Source organism: Frateuria sp. (genome assembly GCF_035944355.1).
GTDB lineage: Bacteria > Pseudomonadota > Gammaproteobacteria > Xanthomonadales > Rhodanobacteraceae > Frateuria_A.
The window spans coordinates 310321-327203 of record NZ_DASZBH010000016.1; the positions used below are offsets into that span (position 1 = coordinate 310321).

Consider the following 16883-nt stretch of genomic DNA (forward strand, 5'->3'; position numbering starts at 1 on the left):
CTCCCGCCATGACCCAGGCCTCGCTCACCCCACACCAGTTGGCCGAGTTCGGCAGCCTGCTCGCCGAGCCGGCGCGCGCGGCGATGCTGCTCGCGCTGGTCGACGGCACCGCGCGGCCGGCCGGTGAGCTCGCGCAGGCCGCCGGCATCGGCGCGCCCACCGCCAGCGCGCACCTGAAGCGCCTGCTCGAGGGCGGCCTGCTCGCGGTGCAGGCGCAGGGGCGCCACCGGTATTACCGGCTGGCGAGCGACGAGGTCGCCGGCTGGCTGGAGGCACTGGCGCTGCCGCGCCGAAATGTGGCGCCGCCGACCGGCGATGCCGCCTTGCGTCGCGCACGCAGCTGCTACCGTCACCTCGCCGGCCAGCTCGGCGTGGCCCTCTGCGCCGGGCTGCTCGAACGCGGCCACCTGGCGACCACCAGCGATGGGCTGATGCTGGCGCCCGCCGGCGCCGCCGCGCTCGCGGACGCGGGCCTGGACCCGGCCGCCACGCGGCGCCTGCCGGACCTGCGCGGCCGCGGCTGCCTGGACTGGACCGAACGCCGCCTGCACCTGGGCGGTCCGCTCGGCGTGGCGCTCACCGGGGCCCTGCTCGAAGCGGGCTGGTTGCGCCACGCCACCCGCGGCCGCGCACTGCTGCCGAGCGCGGAGGGCCTGCGCCGCTTCGGCCTGCTCGGTGTGCGGCTGCCCGGCTGAACCGGGCCGTGACGCCCGCTCCGCTCCCCTCCGAGCGGGAGACGCGCTGCACGTGGGCGCCCGTTTCGGCATGTTCGAGCTAATGCGCGAGCACGAACCTGCTCCTTCTCTTGCCTCAGCCTCCGAGCGCCCGCGGTAAAGCGGCTGCAGCTCCTCTATGAGCATGCGACTTTGTCGACAACGCGAACAGGCACGTAGCTCATTTCTCGCCCCGGGTCGAACCGGGCCGTTTCTTTTGGTTACTTTTCTTTACTCCGGGCATCCTGCCCTTTGCCCTTCGGGCCAGCTTCGCTGTTCGCCCGCGCTCCAGGCGCGGGCGTGGGCCAGCAAAGAAAAGTGACCCGAGCGCCGTCAGGCGATCGGAAGCCCGCCGCAGGCGAGCCAAGTCGCGGAGAGCCCTCGCAAGTGCGACATGAAAAATCAGGCGGCAACGGCGATCCCCGCGAGCCCCGGCCCCTCACCCCAACCCTCTCCCCTGAGGGGAGAGGGAGCAAGGCAGGCTACCGCCCCAGCACGAAGCCGGTCAGCACCTGCGCGGTGGCCTCCGGCTTCTCCATCATCGGCATGTGGTTGCAGCCGCTGAGCAGACTGGAGCTGATCGAGGCGGCCTGAGTGAGGCCATCGCGCAGGCTGTCCAGCGCGGAGGGATCGACGATGCGGTCCTCGCGGCACCACAGGCCCAGCACCGGCATGGTCAGCCGGCCGAGGTCGTTCTGCAGCGAGAGGTAGTTGGCGGGCTGGCGCAGCTCGGCCAGGGTGCGCTCGATGAACGCGCGGTCCGCGCGGTTGCGCGCGACGAACACGTCCTCGATCCGGCCGGGCACCGCGGGCGGCTGCAGGAACGCCAGCTTCATCGAGGCCTCGTAGCCGGCGCGGTCGTCGTAGACGAACGGGTCCTTGCCGGCCAGCACGTCTCGGTCGAAGTCGTTCAGGCGGGACTTCAGGCCGTAGGCATCCAGCAGTGCCAGGGCCGCCACGTCTTGCGGATGCTCGGCCGCGTACACGCCTGCGATCGCACCGCCCATCGAGTGGCCGACCAGCACCACGCGCTGCAGGTTCAGAGCCGCCAGGAAGGCGTGCAGGCGCTGTGCCTGCGCCTGTACGCCGTAGCTGGCGCCCGCGTTGCGCGAGGACTCGCCCCAGCCCGGCAGGTCGGGGATCACCAGGTGGAAGTGCGCGGTGAGCTGCTCGGCCAGCGGCAGCCAGACCGTCTTGTCCGCGGCGAAGCCGTGCAGCAGCACCAGCGTGGGGCCGTTGCCGCCCTCGTAATAGCTCCAGTCGGTGTCGCCGGCGCGCAGCGCGTGCTTCTCCACGTGCGCGGCCATCGCCTCGCGCGTCTGCTGCGCACCCAGCAGCCACTGCGGCGCGAACAGGTAGCTGCCGCCCAGCAGCACGACCACCAGCGCCGCCAGCACACCCAGGAACTTCAGGCGACGCAGCAGCATGCGCTTCCACAGCGGACGGGTGTCGGGAGTTCGGTTCATCGGTGGCGTCCGGCTACTTCGACGATGCCTTGGCCAGGATCGACTCGATCGCGCCCTGGGTCATCGGGTGGTAGCCGTCCTTCGCCCGCGCGTAGGCGGCCTTGGCGTAGGCCAGGCCTTCCGGCGTGGCGGCGAAGGCCTTGTACACCGGCAGGGTGAGGTACATGCGGCCGATCCGCGTCATGTGCTCGCGCGCGTCCTCCCACACCGCCTTGTCGCCGGCGGCGATGGCGTGGCTGTACCAGCGCATGCCGATCTCGGCGTTGGGCGTGCCGGTGAGGTGCCAGGCGGCATCGAGCTGGCGCATCTTGGAAAGCGGCGGCGCGTCGGGCAGGCGGTCGAGGAAGTACATCCATTCCTGCGTGTTCCAGCCCTTGGCATCCAGTTCACTGGCATCCAGCGTACCGGCGAGGAAGGCCGCGCGTTCCTTGTCGATGGCGTCGAAGCGCGCCGAAGTCGGCAGCGGCGCATCGGCGGGGATGCCGCTCTGGTAGACCCATGCCTTGGCCTGCGCCCAGTCCATCTTGCCCGGATGGGTGTCGAACAGGTTGGCCTTCATGTCATCGAGCATCTGCTCGGTGGTGATCGAGGTGAAGGCGTGGCGGTGGAAGTAGGCCTTCAGCCAGGTGTCGAAGGTCTCGCGGCCGAAGCGCTGCTCCAGCGTGCGCAGGAACCAGGAGCCCTTGTCGTAGGCCACGTCCGAGAGCGAGTCGTCGGCGCCCACGCCGCGCGGATCGGGTGCGAGCTTCTGCGAGTTGGCGGGCATCTGCCCGATCGACTTCTGCAGCGCGCGCGCCGACAGCAGCGCCTCCTCGTCGGCCAGCACCTTGCCGTAGACGGCCTCGGTGATGCGGCCCTGCACGTAGGTGGTGAAGCCCTCGTTGAGCCAGATGTCGCGCCAGCTCGCGGCGGTCACCAGGTTGCCCGACCAGGAGTGCGCCAGCTCGTGCGAGACCAGCGAGACCAGGCTCTTGTCGCCGACCAGCACGGTCGGCGTGGCGAAGGTCATGTTCGGGTTTTCCATGCCGCCGTAGGGAAACGAGGGCGGCAGCACCAGGATGTCGTAGCGGCCCCAGGCGTAGGGCCCATAGAGCTTCTCGGTGGCTTCGATCAGCTTTTCGGTGTCCTCGAACTCGTGTGCCGCCTTGCCGGCCACCGAAGGTTCGGCGTACACGGCCGAGCGCGGGCCGGTCTCCTTGACCGCGATGTCGCCGGCGGCGATCGCCAGCAGGTAGGAGGGGATCGGGTGCGGCTGGTCGAAACGGAAGTCGCCGTCGAGCGGGTGCCGGGCGTCATTGAGCGCGCTCATCACCACGCGCACGTCCTTCGGCGCGGTCACGTGCGCGCTGTAGGTGAAGCGGATCGCCGGCGAATCCTGCAGCGGCACCCAGGAACGCGCGTGGATCGATTCGGACTGCGAGAACATGAAGGGCAGCTTCTTGTCCGCCGTCTGTGCCGGCGTGAGCCACTGCAGGCCGGAGGCGGCCGGCACGGTCGCGTAGGCGATGCGCACCTTGGCCGGGTGCCTGGGCGCCTGGATGGTGAGCTTGCTGCCCAGCTCCTTGTCGCGCGGCGCCAGCGCGAACTTGAGCGCGGTGGCGCGGCCGGCGGCGTCCAGGCCTTCGACCTTGGCGATCTTCAGGTCGCGCGTGTCCAGCACCAGCGAGGGCGCCTTGGGGTTCTTCCAGTCCAGCGTGAGCGTGGCCTGGCCCTCGAGCGCCTTGTGCGGGAAATCGACCGCCAGCTCCAGGTCCAGGTGGGTCACGCGGACCTGGCCCGGCTGCGCATACGAGTGCGGGTCGGCGGCCAGGGCGGACAGCGGCAGCACGAGCGCGCCGAGGGCGAGGGCAGGGATCACACGCATGCGAGGTTCTCGGATAGGGAAGGGTCGAGTATGCCATTGGGCCGCGCGCGGATGCCCGTGACACAAGGCCTGCCCCGCGCGCGCTCCGGCCGGGCGGCGGTGTGCCGCCGGTTCCCTTGGGTCCACGCCCACCGATCCCGAGCGCCCCGCTGCATGCCCGCAAAGAGGGCGAACGGTTGCGGGTTTTACTTCATAAATGTAATATAGCTGAAGCAGTAAACATCCCATGAGCAGCTTCCTACCCACCGAACAGCGACTCGCCGTCACCCGCCGGCGCCATCCGGCTTTTCCGCGCGGACCGGCCGTGCTGGTGCGCCTGATCAAGCACCTGCACAAGCGCATCCACGACGACGCCAACACCGCGCTCAAGGCGTTCGGCCTGAACCATCCGCAGTACAACCTGCTGATGATGCTGTACGGCACCGCGGACCATGCGCTGCACCCCTCGCAGCTGGCCGAGGCCGCGGGCGAGAAGGCGGCCAACATCACGCGGCTTACCGACGAGCTGTGCGAGAAGGGCCTCATCGAGCGCGCCGCCAGCGCGGACGACCGCCGCAAGCTGGTGCTCACCCTGACGCCCGCCGGGCTCGACCTGATCGAGCAGTTGTTGCCCTCGATCTGCGACCTGCTGGAGGAGCAGACCCAGGGCATGAGCGCGCGCGAACAGGCCGAGCTGGAGCGCCTGCTGAAGAAGTTCCTCGACGGCTTCGACCGCCGCGGCTGAAGGTCCCGCATGTCCGCCACCGCTACCGCAACCCTGCCGCGCAGGCCCTGGCTGGGCGCGTTCCTTGCCGAGGAGTCGCGCGCGTGGCTGTTCGTGGCCAAGACCCTGCTGGCGATGTACGTGGCCGCCTGGCTGGCCATGTGGCTGAATCTGGAGCAGCCCTCGACCACGATGATCACGGTCTCCATCGTGATGCATCCGCACAGCGGCATGGTGCTGGCCAAGAGTTTCTACCGGGCGCTGGGCACGCTGGCCGGCAGCCTGTTCGGGCTGGCGCTGATGGCGCTGTTTCCCCAGCAGCGGGAGCTGTTCTTCCTCACCCTTTCGCTGTGGCTGGCGCTGTGCGCCGGCGGCGCCACGCTGTACCGCAACTTCATGGCCTACGGCTTCGTGCTGGCCGGATACACCGCGGCCATCGTCACGCTGCCGGCGCTGGGCAATCCCCTGAACGGCTTCGACTCGGCGGTGATGCGCGTGAGCGAGGTGCTGCTGGGCATCCTGGTCGCTGCGGTGTTCAGCGACCTGCTGCTGCCGCAGCGGCTGCGCGTGGTGCTGCGCCAGAGCGCGCGCACGCAGTTCGCGCACTTCGTCGACTTCGTGCGCGACAGCACCGGCGGCGTGCTGCCACGCGCCAAGATGGAACAGGCGCACCTGGAATTCGTGCGCGCCGCCGTGCACCTGGAGGACCTGCGCACCTCGGTGATCTTCGAGGACCCGGAAGTGCGCACGCGCAGCGCGCGCATGCGCCTGCTCAACCAGCGCTACATGGCCGCGGCGACCAGCTTCCAATCGCTGCACCACCTGATCAACCGGCTCGCGCGGCGCGGCCGCGACGCGGTGGCGCAGGCGCTGATCGGGTCGTACCGGCCGATCGGCGAGGCGCTGTCCACGCCGCCGGGCGAGCGCCACGACCTAGCCGTGCTGATCCGGCGCCTGCGTGCCTGCCTCACCGCCCTGCCGGCGCGCATCGCCGCATTGCGCGCGCCGTTCGAGCAGCCGGCGGCGCGGCTGGAATTCGATACCGGCGCGGCGCTGGTGCTGCGCTTCGCCGAGGAGCTGGCCGACTTCACCGCGGTGGAGGCCTCGTTGCGCGCGGGCAAGCTGCGCGGCAGCGTGGAACGCGTGCATTTCCGCCGCGGCAACGACCTGGCCGGCGCGGCGGTGGCGGTGCTGCGCACCTTCCTCACCATGCTGGTGCTCGCCGCGTTCTGGCTGGCCAGCGGCTGGGCCTTCGGCGGCAGCGCGATGCTGCTGGCGACGATCTTCGCGGGGCTCCTGGCCGCCTCGCCCAACCCCATCGCCTCGGCCGCGCACACGCTGTATGGCTACGCCGCCGGCATGGCGGCGGGCTTCATCGCGGTGTTCGTGCTGCTGCCGGGCAGCGACGGCTTCGCCATGCTGGTCTGCGCCACCGCGGGACTGCTGCTGATCGGCCCCTATCTGAGCACGCGCGACACGCTGTCGGGCGTCGGCGCCGGCTACACGCTGGGCTTCGTCTACATCCTGGCGCTGAAGAACCCGATGGTGTACGACCCCGAACACTTCCTCAACGACGCCATCGCGCAGGTCGCCGGGCTGGGACTCTCCGGCGTCGCCTTCATGGTGCTGCCCGGCGTCACCGGCACGCGGTGGCAACGCCGGCGCCAGCTGCGGCTGTTGCGCGAGCAGGTCGCGCTGGCGGCGAGCGCGCCGCTGGAAGGCCTGGCATGGCGCTTCGAGAGCGTCGTGCGCGACCTGCTGCAGCAGGTGGTGGCGCACACGCGGCCGGACAGCGAGGAGTCGCGCCACCTGCTGGGCTGGTCGCTGGCGGTGCAGGAGAGCGGCCGCGCCGTGATCGAGCTGCGCCAGGACCTGTCCGGCAGGGAGCTGCCCGCCGCCGCCAACGATGCCGCGCTGCGCGCGCTGGACGCGGTGGCGCGGCTCTACCGCGCACCCGATGCCGCGCGCTGGCAGGCGGCCGATGCGGCGGTGCTCGGGGCCATCCAGGCCGCGCCGCGCGGGGTGGCCGTGCGCCGCCATCTGTACCAGTTGCGCAGCGCGCTGCGCGACGAGGAATCGCCGCTGGCTCCCTACCTGGGCGCACCGGAGGTGGCCGATGCCGCCTGAAATCGAGTTCTACGGTGTGCTGCTGCCCGGCCTGCTGCCGGTATTCCTGCTGAGCCTCGTGCTGATGGTGCTGCTGGATCTCATGATCGGCCGGCTCGGCCTGTACCGGCGCCTCTGGCATCCCTCGCTGCTGCGCTTCGCCCTGTTCGTCTGCCTGTTCGGCGCCGCCGGACTGCTGTTGATCCACTGACTCCCATGCCCACGAAAGCCGCTTCCTTGTTGAGATTCCTGATCACCGCCGCGGTGGTGGTGCTTGCCGTGCTGCTCGGCCACGCGCTGTGGAAGCGCTACCTGTACGCGCCGTGGACGCGCGACGGCCGCGTGCGCGCCGAGGTGGTGCGGGTGGCGCCGGACGTGTCCGGGCTGGTCGACCGCGTGGCGGTGACCGACAACCAGTTCGTGCGCAAGGGCGATGTGCTGTTCGTGATCGACCAGGCGCGCTTCCGCAACGCGCAGGCGCAGGCGCAGGCCAACCTGGCCGCCGCCGAGGCCAGCGCGCGCGCCGCCGGCGCCAACATCAGCGCGGCGCTGGCCAGCGCCAAGGCAAAACAGGAGGAATACCAGATGTATGCCGAGCAGGCCGCGCGGCGCCAGCAGATCGGCAACGTGATCTCGCAGGAGGCGCGCAACGACGCCGCCGCCACCGCCAGCGCCGCGCGCGCCAGCTGGCAGCAGGCGCAGGCCGGCGGCCACCAGGCCAGCGCCGCGCGCGAGCAGGCCGCGGCGGCGGTGGAGCAGGCGCAGGTGGCGCTGGACCGCGCCGACCTCGACCTGGCCCGCACCGAGGTGCGCGCTCCCGTCGACGGCTACGTCACCAACCTGGACGTGCGCGTGGGCGACTACGCCGCCACCGGCGCGGCGCGGCTCGCGCTGATCGACGCGCACGGCTACTACCTCTACGGTTACTTCGAGGAAACCAAGCTGCCGCAGCTGCGCGTGGGCGATCCGGTCGACGTGCGGCTGATGGCCGGCGGCGTGCGCCTGAAGGGCACCATCACCGGCATCGCCCACGGCATCACCGACCGCGACAATCCGGCGGGCGCCGACCTGCTTGCCGACGTCAACCCCACCTTCAACTGGGTGCGGCTGGCGCAGCGCGTGCCGGTGCGCATCGCGATCGACCCGGCCTCGGTGCCGCAGGGGATGGTGCTGGCGGCGGGAATGACCGCGACGATCGAGGTGCATCCGCGCTAGCGCGGACGCGCCGGGGAGTGCCGCCGAGGTCGTTTAGCCGGCCAGCCGCGCCAGCCGCAGCTCCAGCCAGCGTGATACGTCCGGCCACTCCCGTTCGAGCACCGAATAGCACACCGTGTCGCGCAGGCTGCCGTCGGGACGGCGCTTGTGCGCGCGCAAGACGCCTTCGCGCGTCGCGCCCAGCCGCTCGATCGCGCGCTGCGAATCGAGGTTGCGCCCGTCGGTGTGCAGCTCCACCGCCACGCAGCCGAGCCGCTCGAACGCATGCGCCAGCAGCAGCCGCTTGCAGGCGGTGTTGACGTGGCTCTTCTGCCAGCGCCGGGCATACCAGGTGTAGCCGATCGCCACGCGCGGCGGATCGCTGACGATGTCGTAGTAGCGCGTGCTGCCGACCAGCTCGCCGGTGCGCTTCTCGCGGATCGCGAACGGCAGCATGCGGCCCTCGCGCTGGCCGGCCAGCGCCTTCTCTACGTAGGCCGTCATCTGTCCCGGCGCGGGCACCGAGGTGAACCACAGCTTCCAGAGCTCGCCGTCGGCGGCGGCCGCTTCCAGCGCGGGGACGTGTTCGGGGTGCAGCGGCTCGAGGGCGACATAGGCGTCCTCCAGCGTCGGTGGCATGGGCATCGGTTCAGGCGTCAAGGTCGGGGATCAGCTTGCTTTCGAGCCGGGCGATGGCGTCCTTGAGCAGCAGCTTGCGCTTCTTCAGCCGGGTCAGCTGCAGCTCGTCGCGCGCCGGGTGCGTGGCCATGTGGCCGATCGCTGCGTCCAGGTCGCGGTGTTCCTGGCGCAGTTCGGCCAGGCGGCGGGCGATCTGGATGGGGTCCTGTACCTGCATGACGGACGAGGGCGGACGGAACAGGCGGCCAGTGTACGCCGCGGGGCTGCGCTAGTGGGCAAGGTACAATGTCGCCATGTCCTCCCCCGTTTGTCCCGAATCCCGCCTCGACCGCAAGCGGGCCCATGAGGCCGCGCGGCTGGCCAAGCGGTTGCGCCACCAGGTCGGCCAGGCGATCGCCGATTACCAGATGATCGAAGAGGGCGACCGCGTGATGGTCTGCCTCTCCGGCGGCAAGGATTCCTACACCCTGCTGGACATCCTGCTCTCGCTCCAGGCCAAGGCGCCGGTGCGCTTCGAGCTGATCGCGGTGAATCTGGACCAGAAGCAGCCGGGTTTTCCTGAACACGTGTTGCCCGATTACCTCGGCGCGCGCGGCGTGCCGTTCCACGTCATCGAGCAGGACACCTATTCCACCGTCGTGCGGGTGGTGCCCGAAGGCAGGACGATGTGCAGCCTGTGCTCGCGGCTGCGCCGCGGCGCGCTGTATCGCTGGGCGGCGGAGAACGGCATCACGCGCATCGCGCTGGGCCATCACCGCGACGACATCCTGGCGACGTTCTTCCTCAACCTGTTCCACGGCGCCAACCTCAAGGCGATGCCGCCCAAGCTGCTCTCGGACGACGGCCGCCACGTGGTGATCCGGCCGCTGGCCTATTGCCGCGAGAGCGACATCGCCGCCTATGCGCAGGAACGGGCTTTCCCGATCATCCCGTGCAACCTGTGCGGTTCGCAGGAGAACCTGCAGCGCAAGGCGATCGGCCGTATGCTTGCCGACTGGGATGCGCAGCATCCGGGTCGTTGCGAGAGCATTTTCCGTGCGCTGGGCAACGTGGCGCCCTCGCAGCTGGCCGACCGCAAGCTGTTCGACTTCGCCGCGCTGGGCGCGCGCACGGGCGCGGCGCGCGCCGACGTCCATGGTTGGCTCGCCGGCGAGCCGGAAACCGACGCTGGCGCCTAGACGTCCACCCCTTCACCTTCACTTTCCAGAGCGAGCCCAAGTCGTGTCCCACTTCGCTTCAGTTGAAATGGCCCCGGGCGATCCGATCCTCGGACTGACCGAGGCCTACCTGGCCGATCCGCGCCCGCACAAGGTGAACCTGGGCGTGGGGATCTACGTCGACGAGCAGGGCCGCATCCCGCTGCTCAAGGCGGTGCGGCAGGTCGAGCAGGCGCTGGCCGCCGACGCCAAGCCGCGCGGCTACCTGCCGATCGACGGCCTGCCCGCGTACGACACGCTTTCGCAGCAGCTGCTGTTCGGCGCCGAATCCCCGTTGCTGGCCGCCGGCCGCGTGGCCACGGCGCAGACCATCGGCGGCAGCGGTGCGCTGCGCGTGGGCGCCGACCTGCTGAAGAAGGCGCTGCCCGCAGCGCGCATCGCGATCAGCAGCCCGAGCTGGGAAAACCACCGCGTGGTGTTCGGCAACGCAGGTTTCGAGATCACCGATTACCGCTATTACGACCCGGCCACGCACGGCCTGGACTTCGCCGGCATGCTGGAAGACCTCGGCAGGCTCGAGCCCGGCACCGTGGTGCTGCTGCACGCCTGCTGCCACAACCCCACCGGCGTCGACCTGGACGCGCAGCAGTGGCAGCAGGTCGTGGACCTGGTGCGCGAGCGCAGGCTGCTGCCCTTCATCGACATCGCCTACCAGGGCTTCGACGAGGGCATCGACGCCGACGCGACGGCGATCCGGCTGTTCGGCGCCTCCGGCATCGAGGCCTTCGTGGTGGCCAGTTCGTATTCGAAGTCGTTCTCGCTGTACGGCGAACGTGTGGGCGCGCTGTCGCTGGTCGGCGCCGACCGCGACGAGGCCGCGCGTCTGCGCTCGAAGATGAAGCAGACCATCCGCGCCAACTATTCCAGCCCCGCCACGCACGGCGGCGCGCTGGTCGCCGGCGTGCTCGGCAGCGTCGAGCTGCGCGCGCTGTGGGAGGCCGAGCTGGCCGAGATGCGCGAGCGCATCCATGCGATGCGCGCCGGGCTGGTCGAGAAGCTGGCCGCGCACGGCGCGCCGCAGTTCGGCTTCGTGCAACGGCAGGCCGGCATGTTCTCCTACTCGGGCCTGTCGCGTGCCCAGGTCGAGCGGCTGCGCGAGGAGTACGGCATCTACGCGCTTTCCACCGGCCGCATCTGCGTGGCCGCGCTCAACCGCGGCAACCTCGGAACCGTCGCCGCGGCCGTGGCTGCGGTGAGCCGTTAATTCTCCACATCCCGCGAGCGCTTCGACTTCGCTGCGCTTCGACCCAGCGCCAACGGCTATCGGATAACCTCGACCGTTCGCCCCGAGCGCAGGCCCGCAGGGCCGACGTCGAAGGGCCGCTCGATCGAAGCGCAAGCCCCCAACCGGATCTTTCATGTTCTTCCGCAACCTCACGCTGTTCCGTTTCTCCCCCGCCGTCGCCGAGGACCTTTCCCGCCTGGACGAGGCCCTCGGCGAGCACCGCCTGCGCCCCTGCGGTCCGCTGGAGCTGTTCACCAAGGGCTTCGTGCCGCCGATCGGCCGCGGCGAGGAAGCCGCGCTCACCCACGCGGTCAAGCACTGCACCTGGGTTTCCGTGGGCGGCGAGGACAAGCTGCTGCCGGCCGCCGTGGTCAATGACGAGCTGCACCGCCGCGTGCAGAAGATCGCCGAGGAAGAAGGCCGCAAGGTCGGCGGGCGTGAGCGCAAGCGCATGAAGGAGGACCTGCTCAACGAACTGCTGCCGCGCGCCTTCGTGCGCAGCTCGCGCATGTCCGCCTATGTCGACCGCCAGCATGGCTGGCTGGTGCTGGACACCGCCAGCCGCAAGTCGGCCGAGAACGCGCTGACGCAGATCCGCGAGGCGCTGGGCAGTTTTCCCGCCGTGCCGCTGGCGCCGGAGGAAGGCCCGCGCGTGCTGATGACCGACTGGCTCGCCAACGGCACCCTGCCGGCCGGCCTGGCCCTCGGCGATGAGGTCGAGCTGCGCGACGCCGGCAGCAACACCGGCGCCATCGCCCGTTGCCGCAGGCAGGATCTGGAAAGCGAGGAGATCAAGGAGCACCTGCGCAACGGCAAACAGGTGTTCCAGCTGGGCCTCGTGTTCGACGACCGCCTGAGCTTCGTGCTGGGCGAGGACCTGGTGCTGCGCAAACTCAAGCTGCTGGACGTGGTGCTCGACGAGCTCGCCGACAGCGCCCCGGACGCCGCCGCCGAACTCGACGCCCGCTTCGCCCTGTTCACGCTGGAAGTCGAGCGCCTGCTGGGCAAGCTGGAGGAGTGGTTCGGCCTGCCGCGGCCCAAGGACGCCTGAAGCCCAAGTGGCGATCCTTCCCCTCGCGTTCGCGGGGGAAGGATCGGCCAAAGGCGAGTCTCAATGCGGCGTGAAATCAGCCGCGCCCGATCCGGCCTCCAACCCTTTCCTCACACCCCCCGTTGCAAGGTTATGCTCTACCCACGGGCGCGGATCATGGCAGCACAACTTCAAGGCGACTGGCTGGAACTGGCAACGGCGAGCGGCAGCACCATCCGGGTGCTCAAGGCCGCCCATCCGCGTGCACGGCGGCTGCGCCTGACGGTCACGCCCAAGGGGGCACGGGTCTCGTATCCGGACGGCACCCATCCCTCGCAGGTCAGCGCCTTCCTGCGCAGCCACGCCGACTGGCTGGAAAAGAAGCTCGACGAGCTCAACCTCATCGTCAAGCCGCTGCCGCCGCTGCGCGTGGGGCACGCCACCCAATTCCCGCTGCGTGGCGAAACCACGCTGCTGGACTGGGCCGAGGGCCCGTATCCGCGGGTGGAGTCGTTCGACGGCGGGCTCACGCTGGTGATTCCGCGGCCGCACACGCGCGCCCTGCCGGTGGCGCGCGGCCTGCTGGCCTCGCATTTCGAGGCGCAGATGCGCCGCGACGTGGCGCGCTGGATGGCCGGGTACGTGCCGCAGCTGGGCCTGGCGCCGACCTCGCTGCGCATCCGCCCCATGAAAAGCCTGTGGGGCAGCCTGGACACGCGCGACCGCATCAACCTGGACCTCGCCCTCGCCCTGGCGCCGCCGGCCGCGCTGCGCTACGTGCTGGCACACGAGCTGTGCCACCTGAAGGTACGCAGCCACGCGCCGCGCTTCTGGGCGCTGGTGGCCACGCTGTTTCCCAACTGGCGCGAACAGCGCGACTGGCTGCGCGTCAACGGCGCCTCGCTCAAGGCCGAGCTGGACCGCCTGGTGGCCGACGTGGCCGATTGAGGGACGGCGCCGTTCCGCTATGCGGCCGATCGGCCGATAATGCCGGCCTTGCGCCACTCCCGCCGCACCGTCCAGCGTGTGGCGGGGCCCTGAGGAGACGGCATGATCCCGGTAATTCTTTCTGGCGGCTCGGGCACGCGCCTGTGGCCGCTCTCGCGCGAGGCCTATCCGAAGCAGTTCCTGCCGCTGGTGGGCAAGGACACCATGTTGCAGGCGACCTGGCAGCGCATCGCGCCGCTGGCCTCCGCCGCGCCGATGGTGGTGGCCAACGAGGAGCACCGCTTCATGGTGGCCGAGCAGCTGCGCCAGGTCGGCTGCGTGCCCTCGGCGATCCTGCTCGAGCCGGTCGGGCGCAACACGGCGCCGGCGATCGCCGTGGCCGCCCTGCAATCGATGCGCGAGGGGGCCGATCCCTTGCTGCTGGTGCTGCCCTCCGACCACGTGATCACCGACGCGCCGGCCTTCCAGGCCGCGGTGCGGCAGGCCGAACCGGCGGCGAGCCAGGGCCGGCTGGTCACCTTCGGCATCGTGCCGTCCGGCCCCGAGACCGGCTACGGCTACATCCGCGCCGGCGCGGCGCTGGCCGATGGCGTGCGCGCGGTGGCGCAGTTCGTGGAGAAGCCGGACGAGGCCACCGCCAAGGGTTACGTGGATTCGGGCGAATACTTCTGGAACAGCGGCATGTTCCTGTTCCGCGCCTCGGTGTTCCTGGCCGAGCTGGAACGCCAGCAGAGCGCGATGCTGGCCGCCTGCCGCGCGGCGCTGGCGGGCGCCTCGCGCGATGCGGACTTCGTGCGGCTGGACAAGGCGGCCTTCGCCGCCTGTCCGTCCGACTCGATCGACTATGCAGTGATGGAGCACACCGACGCGGCCGCCGTGCTGCCCATCGACGTGGGCTGGAACGACCTCGGCAGCTGGTCGGCGCTATGGGAAGTGGCCGAGCAGGACGGCAACGGCAACGCCCACCACGGCGACGTGCTGGCGCAGGACTGCCGCAACACGCTGGCCTGGGGCGACGGCCGGCTGCTCGCGTTGCTGGGATTGGATAACGTGGTGGTGGTCGACACCGCCGACGCCGTGCTGGTCGCGCACAAGGACCGCGTGCAGGACGTCAAGGGCATCGTCGGCAGGCTCAAGGCCGAAGGCCGCAGCGAGCCGACCAGCCACCGCAAGGTCTACCGGCCTTGGGGCAGCTATGATTCGATCGACGTCGGCGGGCGCTTCCAGGTCAAGCGCATCACGGTCAAGCCGGGCGCTTCGCTGAGCCTGCAGATGCACCATCACCGCGCCGAGCACTGGATCATCGTCTCGGGCACCGGGCGCATCACCCGCGGCGAGGAAGTATTCACCCTCGCCGAGAACCAGAGCACCTACATCCCGCTGGGCGTCAGGCACCGGCTGGAGAACCCCGGCCGGCTGCCGCTGGAGCTGATCGAGGTGCAATCGGGCAGCTACCTGGGCGAAGACGACATCGTGCGCTTCGAGGACGTCTACGGGCGTGGCTGAAGCCCTTGTTCCTCCCCCCGCGAACGTGGGGGAGGTGCCCGCAAGGCAGGACGGGCGCGTTCTTCGCGCACGCCGTCACCGCGCCCCAGGCGAACGCTCGAAACTCCCGGCGTCTCCCGGAAACACCACCGGGCTCTCGTAGCCGTCGGCCGACACCGCCGACACGCCGAAGAACCAGTCGTCGATCACCACGTCCTGCAGCACTGCATGGTCCACGTCGCCGACCACGCGCGCGTGCTGCCACTGCGGCGCGGTGGTGTCGCGCCAGTGCACGCGGTAACCGGCGGCGCCGGGCACCTTGTGCCACATCACCGTGGTGTCGGTGGCCAGCGCGCCCTTGATGTCCACGCCGGTGGGCGGCGCGGGGGCGCGGGCCAGGCTCGCCAGGGTGATGGCGTTGAGCGCGGTGACCCGGGCCAGGTAGCGGAAGTCGATGCCGTCGAGGGTGTCGCCGTAGCCCGGGCGCAGGTCCTGGTGCTGGCGGGTGTAGTCCTCGTGGCCTTCGGTGACGCGCACGGCGGGGAAGCCAGCCTGCAGAAAGGGCACCTGGTCGCCGCCGCGGCCGTAGCGGTCAGTGCGGTAGACCATCCGCACGCGGAAGTCGGGCAGGTAGCTGTCGGCCAGGCGCTCCATGTAGCGGGCCAGGTTGCGCGAGGGCGAGTCCACCTCGCCGCCGTGATAGCGGCGATAGGCCGCCTGCTCGAGCGTCTCGTTGCTCTTGGTGCCCTCGGAGAACACGCGCACCACGGTGCTGTCGCGCACGCCGTTCTGGCCGCGGCTGTTGCCGACGATGTCGTTGTTGAGCTCAGCCTCCACCCGCCAGCCGTGCGCCACGGCGTAATCGGCCAGTACCTTGCCGCCGTACAGGCCCTGCTCCTCGCCCGAGAGCGCGGCGAAGACCAGGGTGGCGCGGTTGTCCTGCTTGGAGAGCAGGCGCGCCGCCTCGATCAGCGCGGCCACCCCGGAGGCGTCGTCGTTGGCGCCGGGCGCGTCGTGGCGGGCATCCATGACGTCGCTGGCACGCGAGTCCAGGTGCCCGGTGATCACGATCATCCGGTCCGGATCGCCGGTGCCGCGCTTGATCGCGACCACGTCCATGACCTCGACTGGCTTGGGGACACGCTCGCCGCTGAACTCCTGCGAGGGCGTGAGGATTTGCAGGCAGCCGCCGCAGTCGCGCCCGATCCGCTCGAAACGCGTCTGGACCCAGCGACGCGCGGCGCCGATCCCGCGTTTGTCCGAGCGGGTGTCCGAGAGCGTGTGGCGGGTGCCGAAGCCGACCAGCGCGGTGATCGTGGCGCGCAGTTCCTGTTCGCTGGGCGCACTGGCCAGCGCATGCAGTTCGGGGTGCTCGGCGGGCTGGGCGGGCACCTCGGCGGCCAGGGCCGCACCGCTGGAGGCAAGCAGGACGAGGGCAGGCAGGAGGCGGGCGAGCGACATGGGCGGATGTCCGACGTAGGACACCTACCTTACCGCGCCCTCCCGGTCGCGTACGGTACGCAAACCCGGCGCAGGCTCTGGCGCGGCCAACGGATCGAGCATGCATGGGCTTTACACATAACTCCATTGCGCGTAAACCGGAACCTTCCAGACTGCCCCGGTCGCAGCCGCGACGCCCTCTGGAGACCCGCCATGAAGACATCCACCTGCCTGCTCGCCCTGGTTCTCGCCTGCGCCTTCACCGGCGTGGCGCCCGCCATGGAGATGCCGTCCACCCACACTGCCGCCATGCCGGCCGCACCCAAGCTCGATGCCGCCCTGCGCTCGCTGTGGCACGGCCACGTCGTGCACACGCGCGACTACGCGCTGGCCGTGCACGCCCACGACGCGGCCAAGGCCAAGGTCGCGGCCGACGCGGTGGTCGCCAATGCCAAGCAGATCGCCGACGCGGTCGGCGGCTTCTACGGCAAGGCCGCCGGCGCACGCATGCTCGACCTGCTCGCCGGCCACTGGGGTGGCGTCAAGGCGCTGACCGACGCGCGTGCCGCCAACGACAAGGCTGCCGAAAACAAGGCCATGGCCACGCTGCAATCCAACGCCAGCGAGATCGCCAAGTTCCTCGCCGGCGCCAACCCGAACCTGCCCGAAAGCGCCCTGCAGGGCCTGCTGGCCACCCACGTGGCGCACCATGCCACGCAGATCCAGCAGATCATGGCCGGCGACATGAAGGGCGAAGCGGCCACCTGGCAGGCCATGCAGGCGCACATGGACACGATTTCCGACGCGCTGGCGGCAGGCATCGCCAAGCAGTTCCCGGCCAAGGCCAGCTGAG

General features: G+C 70.4%; 16 protein-coding genes. 11 read left to right on the forward strand and 5 right to left on the reverse strand.

The window, feature by feature from the left end:
- Positions 1–8: 8 nt before the first annotated feature.
- Complete coding sequence (locus VGU03_RS14365; protein WP_327481661.1) at positions 9–695, forward strand: helix-turn-helix transcriptional regulator; 687 nt, start codon at positions 9–11, stop codon at positions 693–695.
- Between the two features lie 500 nt (positions 696–1195).
- Here the strand turns inward: VGU03_RS14365 and VGU03_RS14370 are convergent, their stop codons facing one another.
- Both VGU03_RS14370 and VGU03_RS14375 read right to left on the reverse strand, forming a co-directional pair.
- Positions 1196–2140, reverse strand: a complete 945-nt coding sequence (locus VGU03_RS14370; protein WP_327482124.1) for an alpha/beta fold hydrolase — start codon at positions 2138–2140, stop codon at positions 1196–1198.
- A gap of 52 nt (positions 2141–2192) precedes the next feature.
- Complete coding sequence (locus VGU03_RS14375) at positions 2193–4043, reverse strand: M1 family metallopeptidase (protein ID WP_327481662.1); 1851 nt, start codon at positions 4041–4043, stop codon at positions 2193–2195.
- A 226-nt stretch (positions 4044–4269) separates the two neighbouring features.
- Between VGU03_RS14375 and VGU03_RS14380 the strand changes: the two genes are divergently transcribed.
- Genes VGU03_RS14380 through VGU03_RS14395 form a run of 4 tightly spaced genes read left to right on the forward strand, consistent with a single transcriptional unit; the run spans position 4270 to position 8067 of the window.
- Positions 4270–4767: a MarR family transcriptional regulator gene (locus VGU03_RS14380; protein WP_327481664.1), complete on the forward strand. Its 498-nt coding sequence runs from the start codon at positions 4270–4272 to the stop codon at positions 4765–4767.
- 9 nt (positions 4768–4776) lie between these two features.
- Entirely contained in the window at positions 4777–6873 is a 2097-nt protein-coding gene (locus VGU03_RS14385; protein ID WP_327481666.1) for an FUSC family protein, read from the forward strand.
- Complete coding sequence (locus tag VGU03_RS14390; RefSeq protein ID WP_327481668.1) at positions 6863–7063, forward strand: DUF1656 domain-containing protein; 201 nt, start codon at positions 6863–6865, stop codon at positions 7061–7063. The genes VGU03_RS14385 and VGU03_RS14390 overlap by 11 nt, the downstream gene beginning before the upstream one ends.
- A gap of 5 nt (positions 7064–7068) precedes the next feature.
- Positions 7069–8067: an HlyD family secretion protein gene (locus tag VGU03_RS14395; protein WP_327481670.1), complete on the forward strand. Its 999-nt coding sequence runs from the start codon at positions 7069–7071 to the stop codon at positions 8065–8067.
- A gap of 33 nt (positions 8068–8100) precedes the next feature.
- Here the strand turns inward: VGU03_RS14395 and VGU03_RS14400 are convergent, their stop codons facing one another.
- Together VGU03_RS14400 and VGU03_RS14405 are read right to left on the reverse strand one after the other, a co-directional pair.
- On the reverse strand, positions 8101–8685 hold the full coding sequence (locus VGU03_RS14400) for a GNAT family protein (protein ID WP_327481672.1): 585 nt from the start codon (positions 8683–8685) through the stop codon (positions 8101–8103).
- 10 nt (positions 8686–8695) lie between these two features.
- Positions 8696–8902 (reverse strand): YdcH family protein, encoded by a 207-nt coding sequence (locus tag VGU03_RS14405; RefSeq protein ID WP_327472509.1) that lies wholly within the window; start codon positions 8900–8902, stop codon positions 8696–8698.
- Positions 8903–8978: 76 nt separating this feature from the next.
- Here VGU03_RS14405 and ttcA point away from each other — a divergent pair, with 76 nt between their 5' ends.
- From ttcA to VGU03_RS14430, 5 genes are all read left to right on the forward strand, one after another.
- Entirely contained in the window at positions 8979–9863 is an 885-nt protein-coding gene (gene ttcA, locus VGU03_RS14410; protein ID WP_327481674.1) for a tRNA 2-thiocytidine(32) synthetase TtcA, read from the forward strand.
- Positions 9864–9906: 43 nt separating this feature from the next.
- Positions 9907–11106, forward strand: coding sequence for an amino acid aminotransferase (locus tag VGU03_RS14415; protein ID WP_327481676.1), 1200 nt, complete (start codon positions 9907–9909; stop codon positions 11104–11106).
- 154 nt (positions 11107–11260) lie between these two features.
- Positions 11261–12178, forward strand: a complete 918-nt coding sequence (locus tag VGU03_RS14420; protein WP_327481678.1) for a recombination-associated protein RdgC — start codon at positions 11261–11263, stop codon at positions 12176–12178.
- Positions 12179–12334: 156 nt separating this feature from the next.
- A complete protein-coding gene (locus VGU03_RS14425) occupies positions 12335–13105 on the forward strand; it encodes a M48 family metallopeptidase (RefSeq protein ID WP_327481680.1) in 771 nt (256 codons plus the stop codon).
- Between the two features lie 102 nt (positions 13106–13207).
- Positions 13208–14611: a mannose-1-phosphate guanylyltransferase/mannose-6-phosphate isomerase gene (locus VGU03_RS14430; protein WP_327481682.1), complete on the forward strand. Its 1404-nt coding sequence runs from the start codon at positions 13208–13210 to the stop codon at positions 14609–14611.
- A 75-nt stretch (positions 14612–14686) separates the two neighbouring features.
- On the opposite strand, the gene VGU03_RS14435 is transcribed toward VGU03_RS14430, so the two are convergent.
- On the reverse strand, positions 14687–16051 hold the full coding sequence (locus tag VGU03_RS14435) for a M28 family metallopeptidase (RefSeq protein ID WP_327481684.1): 1365 nt from the start codon (positions 16049–16051) through the stop codon (positions 14687–14689).
- Between the two features lie 192 nt (positions 16052–16243).
- Here VGU03_RS14435 and VGU03_RS14440 point away from each other — a divergent pair, with 192 nt between their 5' ends.
- Positions 16244–16882 carry a hypothetical protein gene (locus VGU03_RS14440; protein ID WP_327481686.1) on the forward strand — a complete coding sequence of 213 codons (639 nt, stop codon included), beginning with the start codon at positions 16244–16246 and terminating at the stop codon, positions 16880–16882.
- Position 16883 lies beyond the last annotated feature (1 nt).

What these genes read in the sequence shown, in the direction of transcription:
- VGU03_RS14420 (WP_327481678.1), top strand. Translation starts at nt 11,261, where the DNA reads ATGTTCTTCCGCAACCTCACGCTGTTCCGTTTCTCCCCCGCCGTCGCC.
- VGU03_RS14395 (WP_327481670.1), top strand. Translation starts at nt 7,069, where the DNA reads ATGCCCACGAAAGCCGCTTCCTTGTTGAGATTCCTGATCACCGCCGCG.
- VGU03_RS14385 (WP_327481666.1), top strand. Translation starts at nt 4,777, where the DNA reads ATGTCCGCCACCGCTACCGCAACCCTGCCGCGCAGGCCCTGGCTGGGC.
- VGU03_RS14430 (WP_327481682.1), top strand. Translation starts at nt 13,208, where the DNA reads ATGATCCCGGTAATTCTTTCTGGCGGCTCGGGCACGCGCCTGTGGCCG.
- ttcA (WP_327481674.1), top strand. Translation starts at nt 8,979, where the DNA reads ATGTCCTCCCCCGTTTGTCCCGAATCCCGCCTCGACCGCAAGCGGGCC.
- VGU03_RS14435 (WP_327481684.1), bottom strand. Translation starts at nt 16,051, where the DNA reads ATGTCGCTCGCCCGCCTCCTGCCTGCCCTCGTCCTGCTTGCCTCCAGC.
- VGU03_RS14370 (WP_327482124.1), bottom strand. Translation starts at nt 2,140, where the DNA reads ATGCTGCTGCGTCGCCTGAAGTTCCTGGGTGTGCTGGCGGCGCTGGTG.
- VGU03_RS14425 (WP_327481680.1), top strand. Translation starts at nt 12,335, where the DNA reads ATGGCAGCACAACTTCAAGGCGACTGGCTGGAACTGGCAACGGCGAGC.
- VGU03_RS14375 (WP_327481662.1), bottom strand. Translation starts at nt 4,043, where the DNA reads ATGCGTGTGATCCCTGCCCTCGCCCTCGGCGCGCTCGTGCTGCCGCTG.
- VGU03_RS14440 (WP_327481686.1), top strand. Translation starts at nt 16,244, where the DNA reads ATGAAGACATCCACCTGCCTGCTCGCCCTGGTTCTCGCCTGCGCCTTC.
- VGU03_RS14400 (WP_327481672.1), bottom strand. Translation starts at nt 8,685, where the DNA reads ATGCCACCGACGCTGGAGGACGCCTATGTCGCCCTCGAGCCGCTGCAC.
- VGU03_RS14390 (WP_327481668.1), top strand. Translation starts at nt 6,863, where the DNA reads ATGCCGCCTGAAATCGAGTTCTACGGTGTGCTGCTGCCCGGCCTGCTG.
- VGU03_RS14380 (WP_327481664.1), top strand. Translation starts at nt 4,270, where the DNA reads ATGAGCAGCTTCCTACCCACCGAACAGCGACTCGCCGTCACCCGCCGG.
- VGU03_RS14365 (WP_327481661.1), top strand. Translation starts at nt 9, where the DNA reads ATGACCCAGGCCTCGCTCACCCCACACCAGTTGGCCGAGTTCGGCAGC.
- VGU03_RS14405 (WP_327472509.1), bottom strand. Translation starts at nt 8,902, where the DNA reads ATGCAGGTACAGGACCCCATCCAGATCGCCCGCCGCCTGGCCGAACTG.